This is a genomic window from Pseudomonas sp., from assembly GCF_048269965.1.
Taxonomy (GTDB): Bacteria; Pseudomonadota; Gammaproteobacteria; order Pseudomonadales; family Pseudomonadaceae; genus Aquipseudomonas.
This window is the reverse complement of the sequence record NZ_JBLWTV010000005.1, coordinates 120,573-135,314: the sequence shown is the minus strand read 5'-3', so window position 1 is coordinate 135,314 and position 14,742 is coordinate 120,573. Positions and strand designations below refer to the sequence as shown.

The following is a 14,742-nucleotide window of genomic DNA, read 5'->3' as shown; positions in this document are numbered from 1 at the left end:
CGGGAATCGAGGTCAGGTTCAGGCTATCTGGAAAGGATAGACCGAGCCCAGTTTAAGGATCTGCGTCAGTTCATCCAATGCCGCGCGACATTCGTTCAGCAATTGCGGGTCGGCCAGATCGGCTTCGCTGAGGCGGTCGCGGTAGTGCTTGTCGACCCAGGCCACCAGGGTGTCGTGCAGCGCATCGCTCATCAGCACGCCCGGATTGACCGCAGCCAACTCCTGCTCATTGAGCGCCACACGCAGGCGCAGGCAAGCCGGACCACCGCCGTTCTGCATGCTCTGCTTGAGGTCGAACACGCGCACCTCACGGATCGGACCGCCACTGCCGGTCAGTTGCTCCAGATAGCGCCAGACGCTGGCGTTGCTCTTGCACTCCTCCGGCACCACCAGCAGCATGCTGCCATCGGCGCGGGTCAGCAGTTGGCTGTTGAACAGGTAGGAACGCACCGCATCCTGCACGCTGACGGCAGAAGCTGGCACGCAGATGGCCTGGAAGTTGCCGCCGCGCCGGGCCAGTTTTTCACCCAGTTCGGCCAGTACCTTGTCGGTGCCCAGGAAGGCATCCTGGTGATAGAGCAGCACCTCGCCGTTGCCCACGGCGATCACGTCGTTGTGAAACACGCCCTGATCGATCACCTCCGGATTCTGCTGGGCGAACACCACACCGGCCTTGCCCAGGCCATGCAAGCGAGCCACCGCATGAGAGGCTTCCAGGGTCTGCCGCGCCGGGTAGCGCTGCGGGGCCGGATAGCGGCTGTCGAAAGCGCTGCGGCCGTAGACGAAGAACTCCACACCGGCGTCGCCGTACCCCTTGCAAAAGCGCGTGTGGTTGGCCGCACCCTCGTCGCCGAACTGGCTGACCGCCGGTAGCGCCGGGTGATGAGCGAAGTGCGCATCGTTGGCGAACATCGCCTGCAACACCCGGCTGGTGGTGGGGTGCTCGATGCTGCGATGGAACTTGCAGTTGAGGTTGGCAGCGGTGAAATGCACGCGTCCATCGGCCGTGTCGGCGCTGGGGCTGACAGTGCAGGCATTGGCGGTCCACATGCTGGAGGCCGAACAGCTCGCAACCAATAAAGGCATGGCGCCCTTGGCAGCCTTGGCGATCACCTGCGCGTCGCTGCCGGTAAAGCCCAGGCTGCGCAACGCAGCGACGTCCGGACGCTCCTGCGGTGCCAGCACGCCCTGCTTGAAGCCCATGTCCATCAGCGCCTTCATCTTCGCCAGGCCTTGCTTGGCAGCCTCCTTGGGGCTCGACACGGCCTGACAGTTGCTCTGCGACGCGACGTTACCGTAGGACAACCCACCGTAGTTGTGAGTCGGCCCGACCAGGCCGTCGACATTCATTTCATAAGCGGTCATTACAGAATCACTCCCGGGGTCAGAGTCGCGGGCAAGGCCAGGCTTTCGCTCTCGAGCCCGGCCACCGGGTACGCGCAGTAATCCGCCGCATAGTAGGCACTGGCGCGGTGGTTGCCCGAAGCGCCGATACCACCGAAAGGCGCAGTGCTGGCGGCGCCAGTGAGCTGTTTGTTCCAGTTGACGATACCGGCGCGGCTGTGCAGCCAGAACTGCTCGAAGCGCGCACGTGAGTCGGACAGCAGGCCCGCCGCCAGTCCGTAAACGGTGGCATTGGCCTCGGCGATGGCAGCCTCGAAACTGTCGTAGCGGATCACCTGCAGCAGCGGACCGAAGAATTCTTCGTCAGGACGATCGTTCACGGCCGTGACATCGAGAATGCCGGGCGTCAGTAGCGCGGCACCTTCCTGCGGCTGGGTCATCGCCAGCAATGCGGTGGCGCCGCCCGCCAGCAGGTCCTGCTGGGCCTGCATCAGCTGCGCGGCGGCCTGCAGGGAAATCACCGAGCCCATGAACGGCGCCGGCTGCTCGTCGAAACGACCGACCTTGATCTGCCCGGCGACCTGCACCAGACGCGCCAGCAGAGCGTCGCCCCACTCCCCTTGCGGCACCAGCAGGCGGCGCGCGCAGGTGCAGCGCTGGCCGGCAGAAATGAACGCGGACTGGACGATGGTGTACACGGCGGCATCGAGGTCCGCGACCTGATCGACGATCAGCGGGTTGTTGCCGCCCATCTCCAGCGCCAGGATCTTGTCCGGGCGCCCGGCGAATTGGGCATGCAGCAGGTTGCCGGTGCGGCTGGAGCCGGTAAAGAACAGCCCGTCGATACCAGGATGGCCAGCCAGGGCGACACCGGTTTCGCGGCCGCCCTGCAGCAGGTTGAGCACGCCATCGGGCAGCCCGGCCTCGATCCAGCATTGCACAGTCAACTCGGCTACCTTCGGCGTCAGCTCGCTGGGTTTGAACAGCACGCAGTTACCCGCCAACAGCGCTGGCACGATATGACCGTTGGGCAGGTGACCGGGAAAGTTGTAGGGACCGAACACCGCCACCACGCCATGCGGTTTGTGGCGCAACACTGCGGTGGCGTCGCCCAGCGGGCCGCTCTTCTCGCCGGTGCGCTCGCGATAGCTCTGAATCGAAATGGCGACCTTGCCCACCATGCTGTTCACTTCGGTGGCGGCTTCCCACAACGGCTTGCCGGTCTCCTCGCCAATTGCCCGGGCCACTTCGTCGGCACGCGACTTCAGGCAGGCGGCGAAGCGCTCCAGCACGGCGATACGGCCATCGAGCGAGTGCGCGGCCCACAGCGAGAACGCGCCACGCGCAGCGGCAACGGCTGCATCGACCTGCGCAGCGGTGGCGCCCTGGCCCTGCCAGAGCACGGCCTGGCTGACCGGGTCGAGCGATTGCAGCGACTCGCCCTGACCGGGCTGCCACTGACCTGCGATGTAATGAGTGTTCATCTTGTTTTACCACTCCCAGCATTTTCCAGCGGCCTGCTTGGGCCGCCGCGCAAAATCAATAACTCAGCCGTGCGCCGCCAGCGCCACGGCGCGTACCTGATCGCCGGCGGAAAGGCGCAGGCGCTTGGCGGTCAGCGGATCGACCACCAGAGTGCCGGCCGCCAGGCGCGCAGGCGCAGCGGTGATGCGGCAGTCCTGGCGCTTGCGGTTGTGCACCAGGAACGGCTTGGCGTCATCACCCGGCGTACCGATGGCCAGCACCAGGCTTTGGCTGTCCTGCACGGCGCGGATCTTCGCGGTTTGCGCCTCGATGGCCGGGCCTGCATCGAAGATGTCGACATAGCCCTGATAGCTGAAACCCTCGGCCTTGAGCATGGCCAGCGCCGGCTCGGTGTCCGGGTGCACACGACCGATCACGGCGCGCGCATCCTCGGAAAGAAAGCAGGTATAGAGCGGAAACTTCGGCATCAACTCGGCAATGAAGGCCTTGTTGCCGACGCCGGTGAGGTAGTCCGCCTGACAGAACTCCATCTTGAAGAAATGCCGGCCGAGGCTCTCCCAGAACGGCGAGCGCCCGCGCTCGTCGGACATGCCGCGCATCTCGGCGATCACCTTGTCGCCGAACAGCTCGCGAAACTCGGCGATGAACAGAAAGCGTGCCTTCGACAGCAGGCGTCCGTTGAGGCCAGTGCGATAATCGGCGTGCAGGAACAGCGAGCACAGTTCGGAGTTGCCGGTCAGGTCGTTGGCCATGAACAGCGTCGGCACCTGGCGATGGATGTTCAGCTCCTGCGAGGCGCTGACGGTCAGGCCGACCCGGTAGTTGTACCAGGGCTCGCGCAGACCGACGGCGCCGGCCACCGCCGAAATGCCCACGACCTTGCCTGCATCGTCTTCGAGCACGAACAGGTAGTCGGCGTCGGCCCGTTCGGCCTCACCGCGAAACGCCTTCTCCGCCCAGCCGACCCGATGCGCCAGGCGCTCCTCGTTGGCCGGCAGCGTGGTCAGGCCGGCGCCGGTGCTGCGAGCCAGGTCGATCAGGGCCGGCAAGTCGGCACTGCGCACGGGACGAACAATCATAAAGCCTCCAGATTCCTCAAGAGCGCCGCCGGCACTCTCCTCTGCCCTTGAAGGGCGCCCACTCCAGCCGGAGAGAGCCTGTTAAATCGCTACCAACCTGACGCTGGCGCCTTCGCCGACACCCAGGGCCTCGGCCGCCTGTGCGCTGAGCACCACAGGCTTGCCCGGCACCCAGTCGAGGTCGGCGACGATGGCGCGGAAATCCTGCAACTGGCCGTTGCTCACCAGGTACTGGCGCCCGCCCACATCGGCCTCACCGATCTTCACCGGCACCAGGCGACTCTGCGCGATGCTGCGGATACCCGAGGTGCGCGCATGCAGGGTCGGGCCACCGTCGAAGATGTCGATGTAATGATCGGTCTCGAAGCCTTCGCGCATGAGGATGTCGAAGGTGATCTGCGCGCGTGGATGCACCTGGCCCATGGCCTCCTGCGCCTCGTCCGAGAGCAGCGGCACGTAGATGGGGTAATGCGGCATCAGCTCGGCGAGGAAGGTGCGGCTCTTGAGCCCGCACAGGCGCTCGGCCTCGGCGTAGGTCATGTCGAAGAAGTTGCGCCCCAGTGCGTCCCAGAACGGCGAATCACCGTTCTCGTCGCTGTGGCCGACGATTTCCACCACCACGGCATCGGCGAAGCGCTCCGGGTGACCCGCCATGAACAACAGGCGCCCGCGCGAATTGAGCTCGGCGAACACGCTGCTGACCAGCGGGCGCTCGACGTAGAAGCTGGTGAGCAGGCTGTTGCCGGTCAGGTCGTGACACAGCGACAGCACGTGGATCTTGTTGTGAATCTTCAGCTCACGCGAGTTGTGCACGAAGGTTTCGTTGCGAAAGCTGTAGAAGGGTTCGGAATAGCCCGCCGAGGCGACGATGCCGGAACAGCCGACCAGGCGGCCGCTCTCGGTGTCCTCGAGGACGAAGAAGTAGCTTTCCTCGCCATTGAAACTGACTTCGGCGGCGAACGACGCATCCGAGGCGGCGATCTTGTCGCCCAGCCGATCTGCATCGTCGGGCAACGAAGTGACACCCACCGGGCTGTCAGCAGCCAGTCGCTGCACTTCGGCCAGGTCCGCCATTTGCGCAGGGCGCATCACCAGCATGGGTCACTCCTTCTAAACAGGGTATTCGTAGCCCGGGTCGGGCAAACAGCCGTGGGAAGCGCTTTCGGCTCGGGCATCCTGCTTCGCTCTACCTCCTGCCTCCATGCAGTCGCAGCGGCGATCGTCGCGGCCAAGGCCCTTCCCACGGTCAGTCGGCAAAAACTCAGGCGGCCGTCAGTTTGCTCAGCGCACGCTCGAAACGCGCCAGGCCTTCGTCGATATCGGCCTCTTCGACCACCAGGCTCGGGGCGAAACGCACCACATCCGGACCAGCCTGCAGAATCATCAGCCCCTCGGCGGTGGCGGCATCGAGCACCTGCTTGGCCTTGCCCATCCACGCCTCATTGAGTACACAGCCGAGCAGCAGGCCCATGCCACGTACCTGCTCGAACAGACCGTACTGCTTGCCCAGCGCCAGCAGGCGCGTCTTGAACTGCTCGCTCTTGGCCTTCACGCCGTCCAGGGTCTGGCGGGTGTTGACGATATCCAGCACCGCTTCACCGACCGCACAGGCCAACGGGTTGCCGCCATAGGTGGTGCCGTGGGTGCCGGGCGAGAAATGCTTGGCCAGATCGGTGGTGGTGAGCATCGCCGCGATGGGGAAGCCACCGCCCAGGCTCTTGGCGCTGGAGAGGATGTCCGGTACCACGCCGTAATTCATGTAGGCGAACAGTTCGCCGGTACGGCCCATGCCGCTCTGCACCTCATCGAACACCAGCAGCGCGTTGTGCGCGTTGCACAGCTCGCGGGCGCCTTGCAGATAGGCTTTATCCGCCGGTAGCACGCCGCCCTCGCCCTGCACGGGTTCCAGCACCACGGCGCAGGTCTTGTCGGAAATGGCGGCTTTCAGCGCGTCCAGATCGTTGTACGGCACATGGGTGATGCCCTGAATCTTCGGGCCAAAGCCGTCGGAGTACTTCGGCTGACCACCGACGCTGACGGTGAACAGCGTGCGGCCATGAAAGCTGTTGGTGGCGGCGATGATCTCGTGCTTGTCCGGGCCGAAGCGGTCATGGGCGACGCGACGCGCCAGCTTGAACGCCGCCTCGTTGGCCTCGGCGCCGGAGTTGCAGAAGAACACGCGCTCGGCGAAGGTCGCTTCGACCAGCTTCTTGCCCAGGCGCAGGGTCGGCTCGTTGGTGAAGACGTTGGAGATGTGCCACAGGGTATTGGCCTGCTCGGTCAGCGCCGCGACCAGTGCCGGGTGGCAGTGGCCGAGCACGTTGACGGCGATACCGCCGGCGAAGTCGATCAGCTCTCGACCGCTCTGATCCCAGACTCGCGAACCCAGGCCGCGCACGGGTACGAAGGCAGCAGGGGCGTAGTTGGGGACCATGAACTGGTCGAAATCGGCGCGTTGCACCGCATCGTGCTGAACGGACATCAAAGCTCTCCTGATGAGAAATACCCGCCGCTGGCAGGCGGCGAAGCGCCCGAAACGACAGGGAATGCAAGGATTGTAGGGACTGAATCAGGGCCGGCATTGTCGCCATGCGACAACTTCTTACAGCGCCACCCCGGGTTTTCCGCGGGTTTTCGTCCAAGCGACAGAAAGCGTCGGAAAGGCGCAGTTTAATCGCAGATCGCCGCCCGGAGCACGCCGCTGGAAAAATTCTCCGCAGGCTGACTGGCCGGTATCGAAAGTCCTGCTTGCGTAGCTCGGATGCAATCCGGGGGCCGACAACAGATCGCCCCGGATTTCATCCGGGCTACCGCCAGCGCATACCGTGGGAGGGGCTTTAGCCGCGACCGCCCCGATCAACCACGCTCGACCGGCGTCGACGTCAGCTCGAAGGGGCTATTGCTGCGACGCTGGTTGCGATCATCGCGCGGCGTGGCGCCGAAGAAGTTGCGGTAGGCACTGGAGAAGTGCGGCCCCGAGGAGAAACCGCAGGACAGGCCGATCTGGATGATCGACTTGCTGGTCTGCATCAACAGTTGGCGCGCCTTGTTCAGGCGCAGCTCCAGGTAATACTGGCTGGGCACGCGGTTGAGGTATTGCTTGAAGATGCGCTCCAGCTGACGACGCGACACGCATACATGTTGGGCAATCTCGTCGGTGGTCAGCGGCTCTTCGATGTTGGCTTCCATCAGCAGCACGGCCTGGGTCAGCTTCGGATGACTGGAGCCCAGGCGATTCTGCAGCGGAATGCGCTGACGCTCACCGCCCTCGCGAATACGCTCGACCACCAGTTCCTCGCTCACCGCACCAGCCAGTTCGGCGCCGTGATCGCGCGCCAGCACCGCCAGCAGCAGATCGAGCACCGCCAGGCCGCCACAGGCGGTCAGCCGATCACGGTCCCAGTCGAACAGATGGCTGGTGGCGATGACCTTGGGGAAGCGCTCGGAGAAATCGTCCTGCCAGCGCCAGTGCACGGCCGCGCGATAACCATCGAGCAAACCGAGCTGAGCCAGCGGATAGACCCCGGCAGACAGCCCGCCGATCACACAACCACTGCGCACCTGCTGCTTGAGCGCCGCCGCCAGACCGGCGGAAACCTGCGCCGGCGGCGAATCGGCCAACAGGAACAGCTTGTCCAGCCCCTCCAGATGCCCGGCCCAGGGCTCGCCCGGCAGACGCCAGTCACCGGCCACCAGCGGCTCGGCCTGGAGGAACACCAGCTCGTACACCACTTCCGGATGCACGCGCTGGGCGACACGCAGGGCCTCCTCCGCCAGGGACAGGGTCAGGGCCTTGGTGCCGGGCCAGTATAAAAAGCCGATTCGATGGGGGGTCATTAGTGTCTATTCAATGGGTTCAACGCACCAGTCAAGTGCGAAGTCTAGCTTCTTATTATTTGAGACTGCCGGATAGGAACTGCTGCAGTCGCTCGGATTGCGGATTGGCCAGCACTTCCCTCGGGCAACCGCGCTCCTCGACCAGCCCCTTGTGCAGGAACACCAGTTGATTCGACACCTCGCGGGCGAAGCCCATTTCGTGGGTCACCACCACCATGGTGCGGCCTTCGGTGGCCAGGTCCTGCATCACCTTGAGCACTTCGCCGACCAGTTCGGGGTCGAGCGCCGAAGTGGGTTCATCGAACAGCATCACCTCCGGCTCCATGGCCAGGGCACGGGCGATGGCCACGCGCTGCTGCTCGCCACCGCTCATGTGCGCCGGGTAGGCGTCCTTGCGGTGCGCCACGCCAACCTTGGCCAGATAGTGCTCGGCCTTGTCGCGGGCCTCGGCCTTGCTCACGCCGAGCACGTGCACCGGCGCTTCCATCACGTTCTCCAGGGCGCTCATGTGCGACCACAGGTTGAAGTGCTGGAACACCATGGCCAGGCGCGAGCGCATGCGCTGCAACTGCCTGGCATCGGCGGCGCGCAGCGAACCGTCCTTGGCCGGCACCAGCCTCAGCTCTTCGTTGTTGAGCAGGATCTTGCCGGCATGCGGCTGCTCGAGCAGGTTCAGGCAGCGCAGGAAGGTGCTCTTGCCCGAGCCGCTGGAGCCGATGATGCTGATCACGTCGCCCGCCTTGGCCGCCATCGACACGCCCTTGATCACCTCATGGCTGCCGTAGCGTTTGTGCAGGTCCTGAACTTCGAGTTTGTACATGTTCGGGTTCTCTTGAATCGTCAAGGCATCAGGCCTTGCGCGGCGCCATGTAGGCCAGCCAGCGGCGCTCGGCCAGCTTGAACAGACGCACCAGGATGAAGGTCAGCGCCAGGTAGAGCAGGCCGGCGGTGATGAAGGCCTCGAAAGGCATGTAGTACTGCGAACTGACCGTGCGCGCGGCGCCGGTGATGTCGATCAGGGTCACGATCGAGGCCAGCGACGTGGTGTGCAGCATCATGATCACTTCGTTGCTGTACTGCGGCAGCGCACGGCGCAACGCCGACGGCAGCAGGATGCGCCGGTAGAGCTTGCTGCGCGACATGCCCATGGCCTTGGCTGCCTCGATCTCGCCGGGCGGCGTGGCCTTGAGGCTGCCGGCGAGGATTTCCGCCGTGTAGGCGCTGGTGTTGATGGCGAACGCCAGGCAGGCGCAGAAGGTCGCGCTGGAGAAATATGGCCACATGAAGCTGTCACGGATGAACTCGAACTGGGCCAGGCCGTAGTAGATCAAAAACAGCTGCACCAGCATCGGCGTGCCGCGAATCACGTAGGTGTAGAGCCAGGCCGGGAAGTTGACCCAAGGCGATTTAGACACCCGCATCAGCGCCAGAGGCAGCGCCAGGCTGAGGCCGAACGCCAGGGAGATCAGCAGGATTTTCAGGGTGACCAGCACGCCGCCCCAGTACAGCGGCAGGTTCTCCCAGATCATTTGATAGTCGAAGATCATAGGTCAGCCACCTTGGCACCCACCGAGTAGCGCTTCTCGAGAAAGCGCAGCGCCAGCAGCGAAACACTGGTCAGCACCAGGTACAGCCCCGCCACTGCCAGGTAGAAGGTGAACGGCTCACGCGTCGCGTCGGCCGCGCTCTTGGCCTTGAACATCATGTCCTGCAGGCCGACCACGGAAATCAGCGCGGTGGCCTTGGTCAGCACCAGCCAGTTGTTGGTGAAACCGGGAATGGCGAAACGGATCATCTGCGGCACGAGGATGCGAAAGAACACCTGCATCGCGCTCATGCCATAGGCTGCACCCGCTTCCGCCTGCCCCTTGGGGATCGCCATGAAGGCGCCACGGAAGGTCTCCGACAGGTAGGCGCCGAAGATGAAGCCCATGGTGAAGACGCCAGCGACGAAGGGATTGATGTCGATGTAGTCGTCATAGCCGAGCATCGGCGCGACACGGTTCACCATGTCCTGGCCGCCGTAGAAGATCAGCAGGATCAGCACCAGGTCGGGAATGCCGCGAATCACCGTGGCGTAGGTATCGCCCAACGCCGCCAGCCAGCGGATCGGCGACAGACGAAAGGCCGCGCCGAGCAGGCCGAGAAAGATCGCCACTGCCATCGACGTCAGCGCCAGAAGCAGAGTGAGCCAGGCACCATCGAGAATGGTCGAGCCGTAGCCTTGAAGCATGCGCTAATACCTCTCAGGCACCCCAGGCGCCGCCTAGCACAAAGAAAATTCATGTCGCTCGCGCGACGGACCGCAGGGTGAATACCAGCATGGGTATTCACCGACTCCGCAGAACCAAGAAAAAAGTGGCACAACCTCAAAAGGTTGGTGCCACTTCATCTGCCTGGGACGCTTACTCGCCGTAAACGTCGAAGTCGAAGTACTTGTCCTGCACTTCCTTGTACTTGCCGTTGGCGCGGATGGCCAGGATGGCAGCACTGATCTTGTCGGCCAGCGCCTTGTCACCCTTGCGCACGGCGATGCCCTGGCCTTCGCCGAAGTACTTCACGTCGGTGAAGTCCGGGCCGGCGAACGCGAAGCCCTTGCCAGCGTCGGTCTTGAGGAAGCCGTCATCGATGTTCACCGAATCGGCCAGGGTGGCGTCCAGGCGGCCGGACTGCATGTCCAGGAACACTTCGTTCTGCGAGCTGTAGCGCACGACTTCGGCGCCAGCCGGAGCGAAGATGTCGGTGGCGTAGCGGTCGTACACGGACGAACGCTGCACGCCGACCTTCTTGCCTTTGAGGTCGACCAGCGGGTCCTTGATCTCGGTGCCGGCCTTCATCGCCAGCTTGGCAGGCGTGGCGTAGTACTTGCCAGTGAAGTCCACGGACTTCTTGCGGTCTTCGGTGATCGACATGGACGACAGCACGGCGTCGAACTTGCGCACTTTCAGTGCCGGGATCAGGCCGTCGAACTCCTGCTCGATCCACTTGCACTCGACCTTCATCTCTTCGCACAGGGCGTTGCCGATGTCGTAGTCGAAGCCGGCAATCTGGCCATCGGGAGTCTTGAATGCGAAGGGCGGGTAAGCCGCCTCGATGCCGATGCGCAGCGGCTTCTCGGCCATGGCCAGGGGCGACATCAGGGACAGCGCCAGGGCGCCGAGCAGTGCGATCTTGTTCATTCTTTGCTCCTTCGAATTGGGTATGACATCGAGGCAGTGAGGGGCCCGGACCTTTTAGGATTGTAGAAGGCGGTGCTGCGCTGTCGTGGTGGACGAGCGACACAGGGGCCTTGGCTGGGTGTGCGGCATTCTAGCGGCAGGCAATGAGGCGATATTTCCTCAATGCGACAACTAATTACAGAAGCACAGGAAGCGCCGGCGACAGATATTGACAGCCAGGCAAAGGAGTGATCAAGCGAAAAGGGCAAACGGATACTTACAGCAATACTCAGGCCAGGAATCAACGAATGTCCATTTCATGGGCATCAACGCCTCTAACGCGTTCCAACCCGCGCTGAAATTTGCACCGTATCGGCACGCCCACGTTCCCTAACCGCCCAATTGAGTGCGCACTGTTACCGCGGCGCCATGCAAACCGTAGGGTGCGCCGCGCGCACCGAGACAAGCGAACCTGATAGCGACGACCACAAACAGCCGGTGCGCATGGCGCACCCTACCCGTCCACGCGCAGGCTCAGGCGCGCGCTCACACGGTTTTCCTCGGCGCGGTCCAGCCCGGCTTCCTCGACGCGCACGCCCTGCCCCTCCAGCGCCTGAATCCAGCGCAGCAACTGAGCGAATGCCACCGGCTGCAGGTTGACCTGCACCACGCCAAAGCCTTCGGTATCCAGACGCTCGATCACCAGCCCCTGCTCAGCCGCACTCGCCGTGACCACCCCCTGCAGGCGCGCCGGGTCGAGGCTGGCGCGTGGCTGCAGGTCGCGCCCCTGCACCTGTGGCGCACGGCTCTGCATATAGGCGTACAGGGCGCGCTGCTCTTCGAATGCGCTACGCGCGGCCTGAGCATGACGCTGCACCGGTTGCCACAACGCCAGATAAAACAGCACCAACAGCAGGAAAACGCTCAGCGCCACAAGTGCCAGGCGATCACGCGCCGGCAGCGTCTGCCAGCGCTGCGCCAGCGGCGAGCGCTGCCAGTGCAGTTGCAGACGTTCGCTCAACCCCGTCCTCGACATGCCCATCATCCTCCTATCACCACGCGTGCACTGACGCCCTCGGCTTCACGGCTGGCCGAGCCCATCTGCACCGACAGGCCGGATTCCTCCAGACGCTCACGCAAACGCTCCAGCTCGGCAAAGCCCGGCGCCTGCAATTGCAACGACAGATCGCCACGGGTCGCGCTGTAATCGAGCTGATTGACCTGCACCAGCGCTGTGCCCTCGGCCTGCAGCGCCGCCGCCACCTCGGCCAGCATGCCCAGCACCGGGCTGTCGCCACCCGAGGACTGCGTCAGATGCTGATCGAACTGCGCACGCAGGTTGATCAGCTTGCTGTCCTGCGGAAACAACTCGCGGTACAGCGCCTCGCTGGACGCAGCGTAAGCATCGGCCTCGCGCTGCAGGTACCAGCCCTGCGCGAGCGTGAAGCTCCACTGCAGCACGAAGCACAGCGCCAGTACCCCGGCCAGCGGGCGCCAACGCCGCCAACTGTCGCCACTCTGGCGCAGGGCGAACGCCCCCTGGGCCAGATCGACGCCGTTGCCCTGACGCACCAGCCATTGGTGCGCGTCCTCCAGCAGATGCACCTCATCGACCGGGTCTGGCAGCACCTGCCCATCTGGCGCACTGGCAATGCAGGGCGATGGGCAACGGCCTGCTAGCGCTGGCCAATCCTCGTCCTGCAAAGCCAGGCGCCAGGGCGCCTCGCCACCGAGCAACCAGCGCGCCTGCAACCAGAGCAGCTGACTGCCCTGGCGTGGCAGCAGATCGGCATCGACGCGAATTGCCTGCGGCGGTTGCGCCGCGCACAGGGCCAGGCACTCGCGCAGCCAACTGGCGCGCAGCGCATAGACGCGGTGACGACCATCGGCCAGTTGCTCAGCCAGCGCCAGGTGCATCAGCTCGACATCCTCGGCCAGCAACTCCTCCACCGCGAACGGCAGCGCCTGGCGCATCCAGCGCGCCTTCTGCGTAGGCAGTTGCACGGCGCAGGCGGTGACCGCCTCCACCGGCAGCACCAGCTCCCAGTGTGCCGGCAGATCGACCAGGGCCTCGGCCAGGCTGAGGGTGCGGCTATCGCCTGTCGTGACGCGCTGCACGACTAGATCCGCTGAGAGCGCATGGCACGCCTCGGGCGGCAGGAAAATCCATGTCGGGTTCATTCTTGTTCTTCCTCGATGGGACGTGGCGGCACACCGCCATGCCCCAGATCACGAGCCAGGACACTGACCTGGCCATCATTGCCGCGCTGCAGCAGGCTACGCAATACCACCCGGCGTTCGCCCAGGCTCACCTCGCTGAACACCTCGAAATACTGGCTGCCGACCGCCAGCCCCTGTACCACCTGTTCACCCAACCCGGCGAGCGCAGGCTGAGCGGCGAAAGCGGCCGGGCTCGGATACCCCTCGTCACCACGCCCGGCGAGCAGGGCCAGGGCCGCGTCCGGCGTCAGGCCATCGGACAGGCTGGAGAGCACCATCGCGCTGGCGGTGTTGACGTTGAGCAGCGCCTCGCTCGGCAGCGCGCTGACGAAGGGCAACAAGCGACGGTAGTCGGCCTCCTCCATCTCCAGCAGCAGGCGCAGTTCGGACACGTCGGTGATCTCGCGATTGGCGGTGCGATAAGGCGGTGTCGCCAGCAGATACTGGCCGTCCTCGGCGCCATTGCCGCCCCGCAGCTCACTGTCGCTATCGAGCCAGTCCAGCAAGCGCTCGGCATAGGGTTTGTCGATGCCCAGACGCAACAGCAGGCGGCGCAGGCGCAGCACCGCCAGCTCGTTGGGCCGGCCCTGGCGCACCAGGCTGTTGAGGTTGAAACGGCCGTTGGGGTCGACGATGCGCACGCGCAGCTCGCCGCCTTCATCCAGCGGGAACGTCAGCGGCCTGGCCCAAGGTTCCAGCAGGTGATCAACCGGCTGACGTGGATCACCCCGGCGCAGGTCGCGCTCGAGCATCGCCTTGGCCAGCGTCTCGCCCCCCAGGGCGTAGTGCCAGGCCTGGGTCACGTGCAACTGGTTGGCGCTGCTGCGGATCGACAGTTGCTGACGGGCGATCAGCCCGGCGCACACCACCGTGACCACGGCGACCACCAGCAGCACAGTGATCAACGCCACCCCATTCTGCCGCTTCATGACGGCGGCGCCTCAGCAGGATCTTCCGGCGGCGCGCCGGCAGCGTTCTGCGCCGGCAGATCGGGCAGGCGCAGCAGACGCCGCAGCTCGCCATAGCGGCGATGCTGCAGGCGCAGTTCCACGGCGCGCGGCAGCTCGGTGAGCAACGCGTCGCCAGAAGCATTGGCTGGCGGCCAGTCAGGCTGCCACTGGCCGTCCTTGTCCAGATAGCGCAGGCTCAATGACTCGACGCCATCGAGCGCCTGCTGGATCTGCGGCGTGCTGTCCTGCGCGCGATCCAGCACGCGCCAGTAACGCCGCTGCCACTGCTCGCCACTGAGCTGCCAACGCACCCGCTGTACCTCGGCACGCGGTTGGCCGAGCGGGTTGCGCCAGCCGACGCGACTCAGTTCCAGCGCCGTGGCATCAGCCAGATCGCCGTGCAGCGCCGGCTGGGCATCACCGAAAGCATCGCGAATCGGCCGTACCGTGACCTGGCGCAGATCGCGCTCGAAGGCTGACAGGGCGCGGGTCAACTCGCGTAACTGACGTTCGTGCTCGCGAGTGACGGCATCGGCGCTGAGCACGCTGTCGAGCATGCGGTAGGTGGCCAGGCCCAGCAGGGCGAAGATGGCGATGGCAATCAACAGCTCCAGCAGGGTGAAGCCGCGCTGAGCGCTCCCACACTTCATGGAGCCCCCAGAAAACCGC

14 protein-coding genes are annotated in these 14,742 nt (G+C 64.8%); all 14 read right to left on the bottom strand.

Features of this window, described 5'->3' with window-relative positions; translation table 11 throughout:
* Window positions 1-18: 18 nt before the first annotated feature.
* The gene (gene astB / locus ACN0X6_RS08080) at window positions 19-1,365 is read right to left on the bottom strand and encodes an N-succinylarginine dihydrolase (protein ID WP_417703058.1); all 1,347 of its coding nucleotides are present in this window, start codon (window positions 1,363-1,365) and stop codon (window positions 19-21) included.
* The gene (astD, locus tag ACN0X6_RS08075; protein ID WP_417703057.1) at window positions 1,365-2,828 is read right to left on the bottom strand and encodes a succinylglutamate-semialdehyde dehydrogenase; all 1,464 of its coding nucleotides are present in this window, start codon (window positions 2,826-2,828) and stop codon (window positions 1,365-1,367) included. Before astD ends, astB begins: the two co-directional genes overlap by 1 nt.
* A gap of 63 nt (window positions 2,829-2,891) precedes the next feature.
* Window positions 2,892-3,908 carry an arginine N-succinyltransferase gene (gene astA, locus ACN0X6_RS08070; protein ID WP_417703056.1) on the bottom strand — a complete coding sequence of 339 codons (1,017 nt, stop codon included), beginning with the start codon at window positions 3,906-3,908 and terminating at the stop codon, window positions 2,892-2,894.
* Between the two features lie 81 nt (window positions 3,909-3,989).
* Window positions 3,990-5,006 carry an arginine/ornithine succinyltransferase subunit alpha gene (gene aruF, locus ACN0X6_RS08065; protein ID WP_169969744.1) on the bottom strand — a complete coding sequence of 339 codons (1,017 nt, stop codon included), beginning with the start codon at window positions 5,004-5,006 and terminating at the stop codon, window positions 3,990-3,992.
* A gap of 163 nt (window positions 5,007-5,169) precedes the next feature.
* A complete protein-coding gene (locus tag ACN0X6_RS08060) occupies window positions 5,170-6,390 on the bottom strand; it encodes an aspartate aminotransferase family protein (RefSeq protein WP_417703055.1) in 1,221 nt (406 codons plus the stop codon).
* Between the two features lie 374 nt (window positions 6,391-6,764).
* A complete protein-coding gene (gene argR, locus ACN0X6_RS08055; protein ID WP_417703054.1) occupies window positions 6,765-7,745 on the bottom strand; it encodes a transcriptional regulator ArgR in 981 nt (326 codons plus the stop codon).
* Between the two features lie 55 nt (window positions 7,746-7,800).
* Window positions 7,801-8,565, bottom strand: a complete 765-nt coding sequence (locus tag ACN0X6_RS08050) for an ABC transporter ATP-binding protein (RefSeq protein WP_417703053.1) — start codon at window positions 8,563-8,565, stop codon at window positions 7,801-7,803.
* A gap of 28 nt (window positions 8,566-8,593) precedes the next feature.
* Window positions 8,594-9,292, bottom strand: coding sequence for an ABC transporter permease (locus ACN0X6_RS08045; RefSeq protein WP_196474551.1), 699 nt, complete (start codon window positions 9,290-9,292; stop codon window positions 8,594-8,596).
* The gene (locus tag ACN0X6_RS08040) at window positions 9,289-9,978 is read right to left on the bottom strand and encodes an ABC transporter permease (protein ID WP_169969742.1); all 690 of its coding nucleotides are present in this window, start codon (window positions 9,976-9,978) and stop codon (window positions 9,289-9,291) included. Before ACN0X6_RS08040 ends, ACN0X6_RS08045 begins: the two co-directional genes overlap by 4 nt.
* Before the next feature lie 172 nt (window positions 9,979-10,150).
* A complete protein-coding gene (locus tag ACN0X6_RS08035) occupies window positions 10,151-10,924 on the bottom strand; it encodes an ABC transporter substrate-binding protein (RefSeq protein ID WP_417703052.1) in 774 nt (257 codons plus the stop codon).
* 493 nt (window positions 10,925-11,417) lie between these two features.
* Window positions 11,418-11,939, bottom strand: coding sequence for a type II secretion system protein M (locus ACN0X6_RS08030; protein ID WP_417703051.1), 522 nt, complete (start codon window positions 11,937-11,939; stop codon window positions 11,418-11,420).
* A 5-nt stretch (window positions 11,940-11,944) separates the two neighbouring features.
* Window positions 11,945-13,084: a type II secretion system protein GspL gene (gspL, locus tag ACN0X6_RS08025; RefSeq protein ID WP_417703050.1), complete on the bottom strand. Its 1,140-nt coding sequence runs from the start codon at window positions 13,082-13,084 to the stop codon at window positions 11,945-11,947.
* Complete coding sequence (gene gspK / locus ACN0X6_RS08020; protein ID WP_417703049.1) at window positions 13,081-14,052, bottom strand: type II secretion system minor pseudopilin GspK; 972 nt, start codon at window positions 14,050-14,052, stop codon at window positions 13,081-13,083. Before gspK ends, gspL begins: the two co-directional genes overlap by 4 nt.
* Window positions 14,049-14,723: a type II secretion system minor pseudopilin GspJ gene (gene gspJ, locus ACN0X6_RS08015; protein WP_417703048.1), complete on the bottom strand. Its 675-nt coding sequence runs from the start codon at window positions 14,721-14,723 to the stop codon at window positions 14,049-14,051. Before gspJ ends, gspK begins: the two co-directional genes overlap by 4 nt.
* Window positions 14,724-14,742: the final 19 nt, after the last annotated feature.

Excerpts from the sequence above, each read along its gene's own strand:
- gspJ (WP_417703048.1), bottom strand. The coding sequence starts at position 14,723 with ATGAAGTGTGGGAGCGCTCAGCGCGGCTTCACCCTGCTGGAGCTGTTG.
- aruF (WP_169969744.1), bottom strand. The coding sequence starts at position 5,006 with ATGCTGGTGATGCGCCCTGCGCAAATGGCGGACCTGGCCGAAGTGCAG.
- ACN0X6_RS08040 (WP_169969742.1), bottom strand. The coding sequence starts at position 9,978 with ATGCTTCAAGGCTACGGCTCGACCATTCTCGATGGTGCCTGGCTCACT.
- astD (WP_417703057.1), bottom strand. The coding sequence starts at position 2,828 with ATGAACACTCATTACATCGCAGGTCAGTGGCAGCCCGGTCAGGGCGAG.
- astB (WP_417703058.1), bottom strand. The coding sequence starts at position 1,365 with ATGACCGCTTATGAAATGAATGTCGACGGCCTGGTCGGGCCGACTCAC.
- ACN0X6_RS08035 (WP_417703052.1), bottom strand. The coding sequence starts at position 10,924 with ATGAACAAGATCGCACTGCTCGGCGCCCTGGCGCTGTCCCTGATGTCG.
- ACN0X6_RS08030 (WP_417703051.1), bottom strand. The coding sequence starts at position 11,939 with ATGTCGAGGACGGGGTTGAGCGAACGTCTGCAACTGCACTGGCAGCGC.
- gspL (WP_417703050.1), bottom strand. The coding sequence starts at position 13,084 with ATGAACCCGACATGGATTTTCCTGCCGCCCGAGGCGTGCCATGCGCTC.
- ACN0X6_RS08060 (WP_417703055.1), bottom strand. The coding sequence starts at position 6,390 with ATGTCCGTTCAGCACGATGCGGTGCAACGCGCCGATTTCGACCAGTTC.
- ACN0X6_RS08045 (WP_196474551.1), bottom strand. The coding sequence starts at position 9,292 with ATGATCTTCGACTATCAAATGATCTGGGAGAACCTGCCGCTGTACTGG.
- ACN0X6_RS08050 (WP_417703053.1), bottom strand. The coding sequence starts at position 8,565 with ATGTACAAACTCGAAGTTCAGGACCTGCACAAACGCTACGGCAGCCAT.
- argR (WP_417703054.1), bottom strand. The coding sequence starts at position 7,745 with ATGACCCCCCATCGAATCGGCTTTTTATACTGGCCCGGCACCAAGGCC.
- gspK (WP_417703049.1), bottom strand. The coding sequence starts at position 14,052 with ATGAAGCGGCAGAATGGGGTGGCGTTGATCACTGTGCTGCTGGTGGTC.
- astA (WP_417703056.1), bottom strand. The coding sequence starts at position 3,908 with ATGATTGTTCGTCCCGTGCGCAGTGCCGACTTGCCGGCCCTGATCGAC.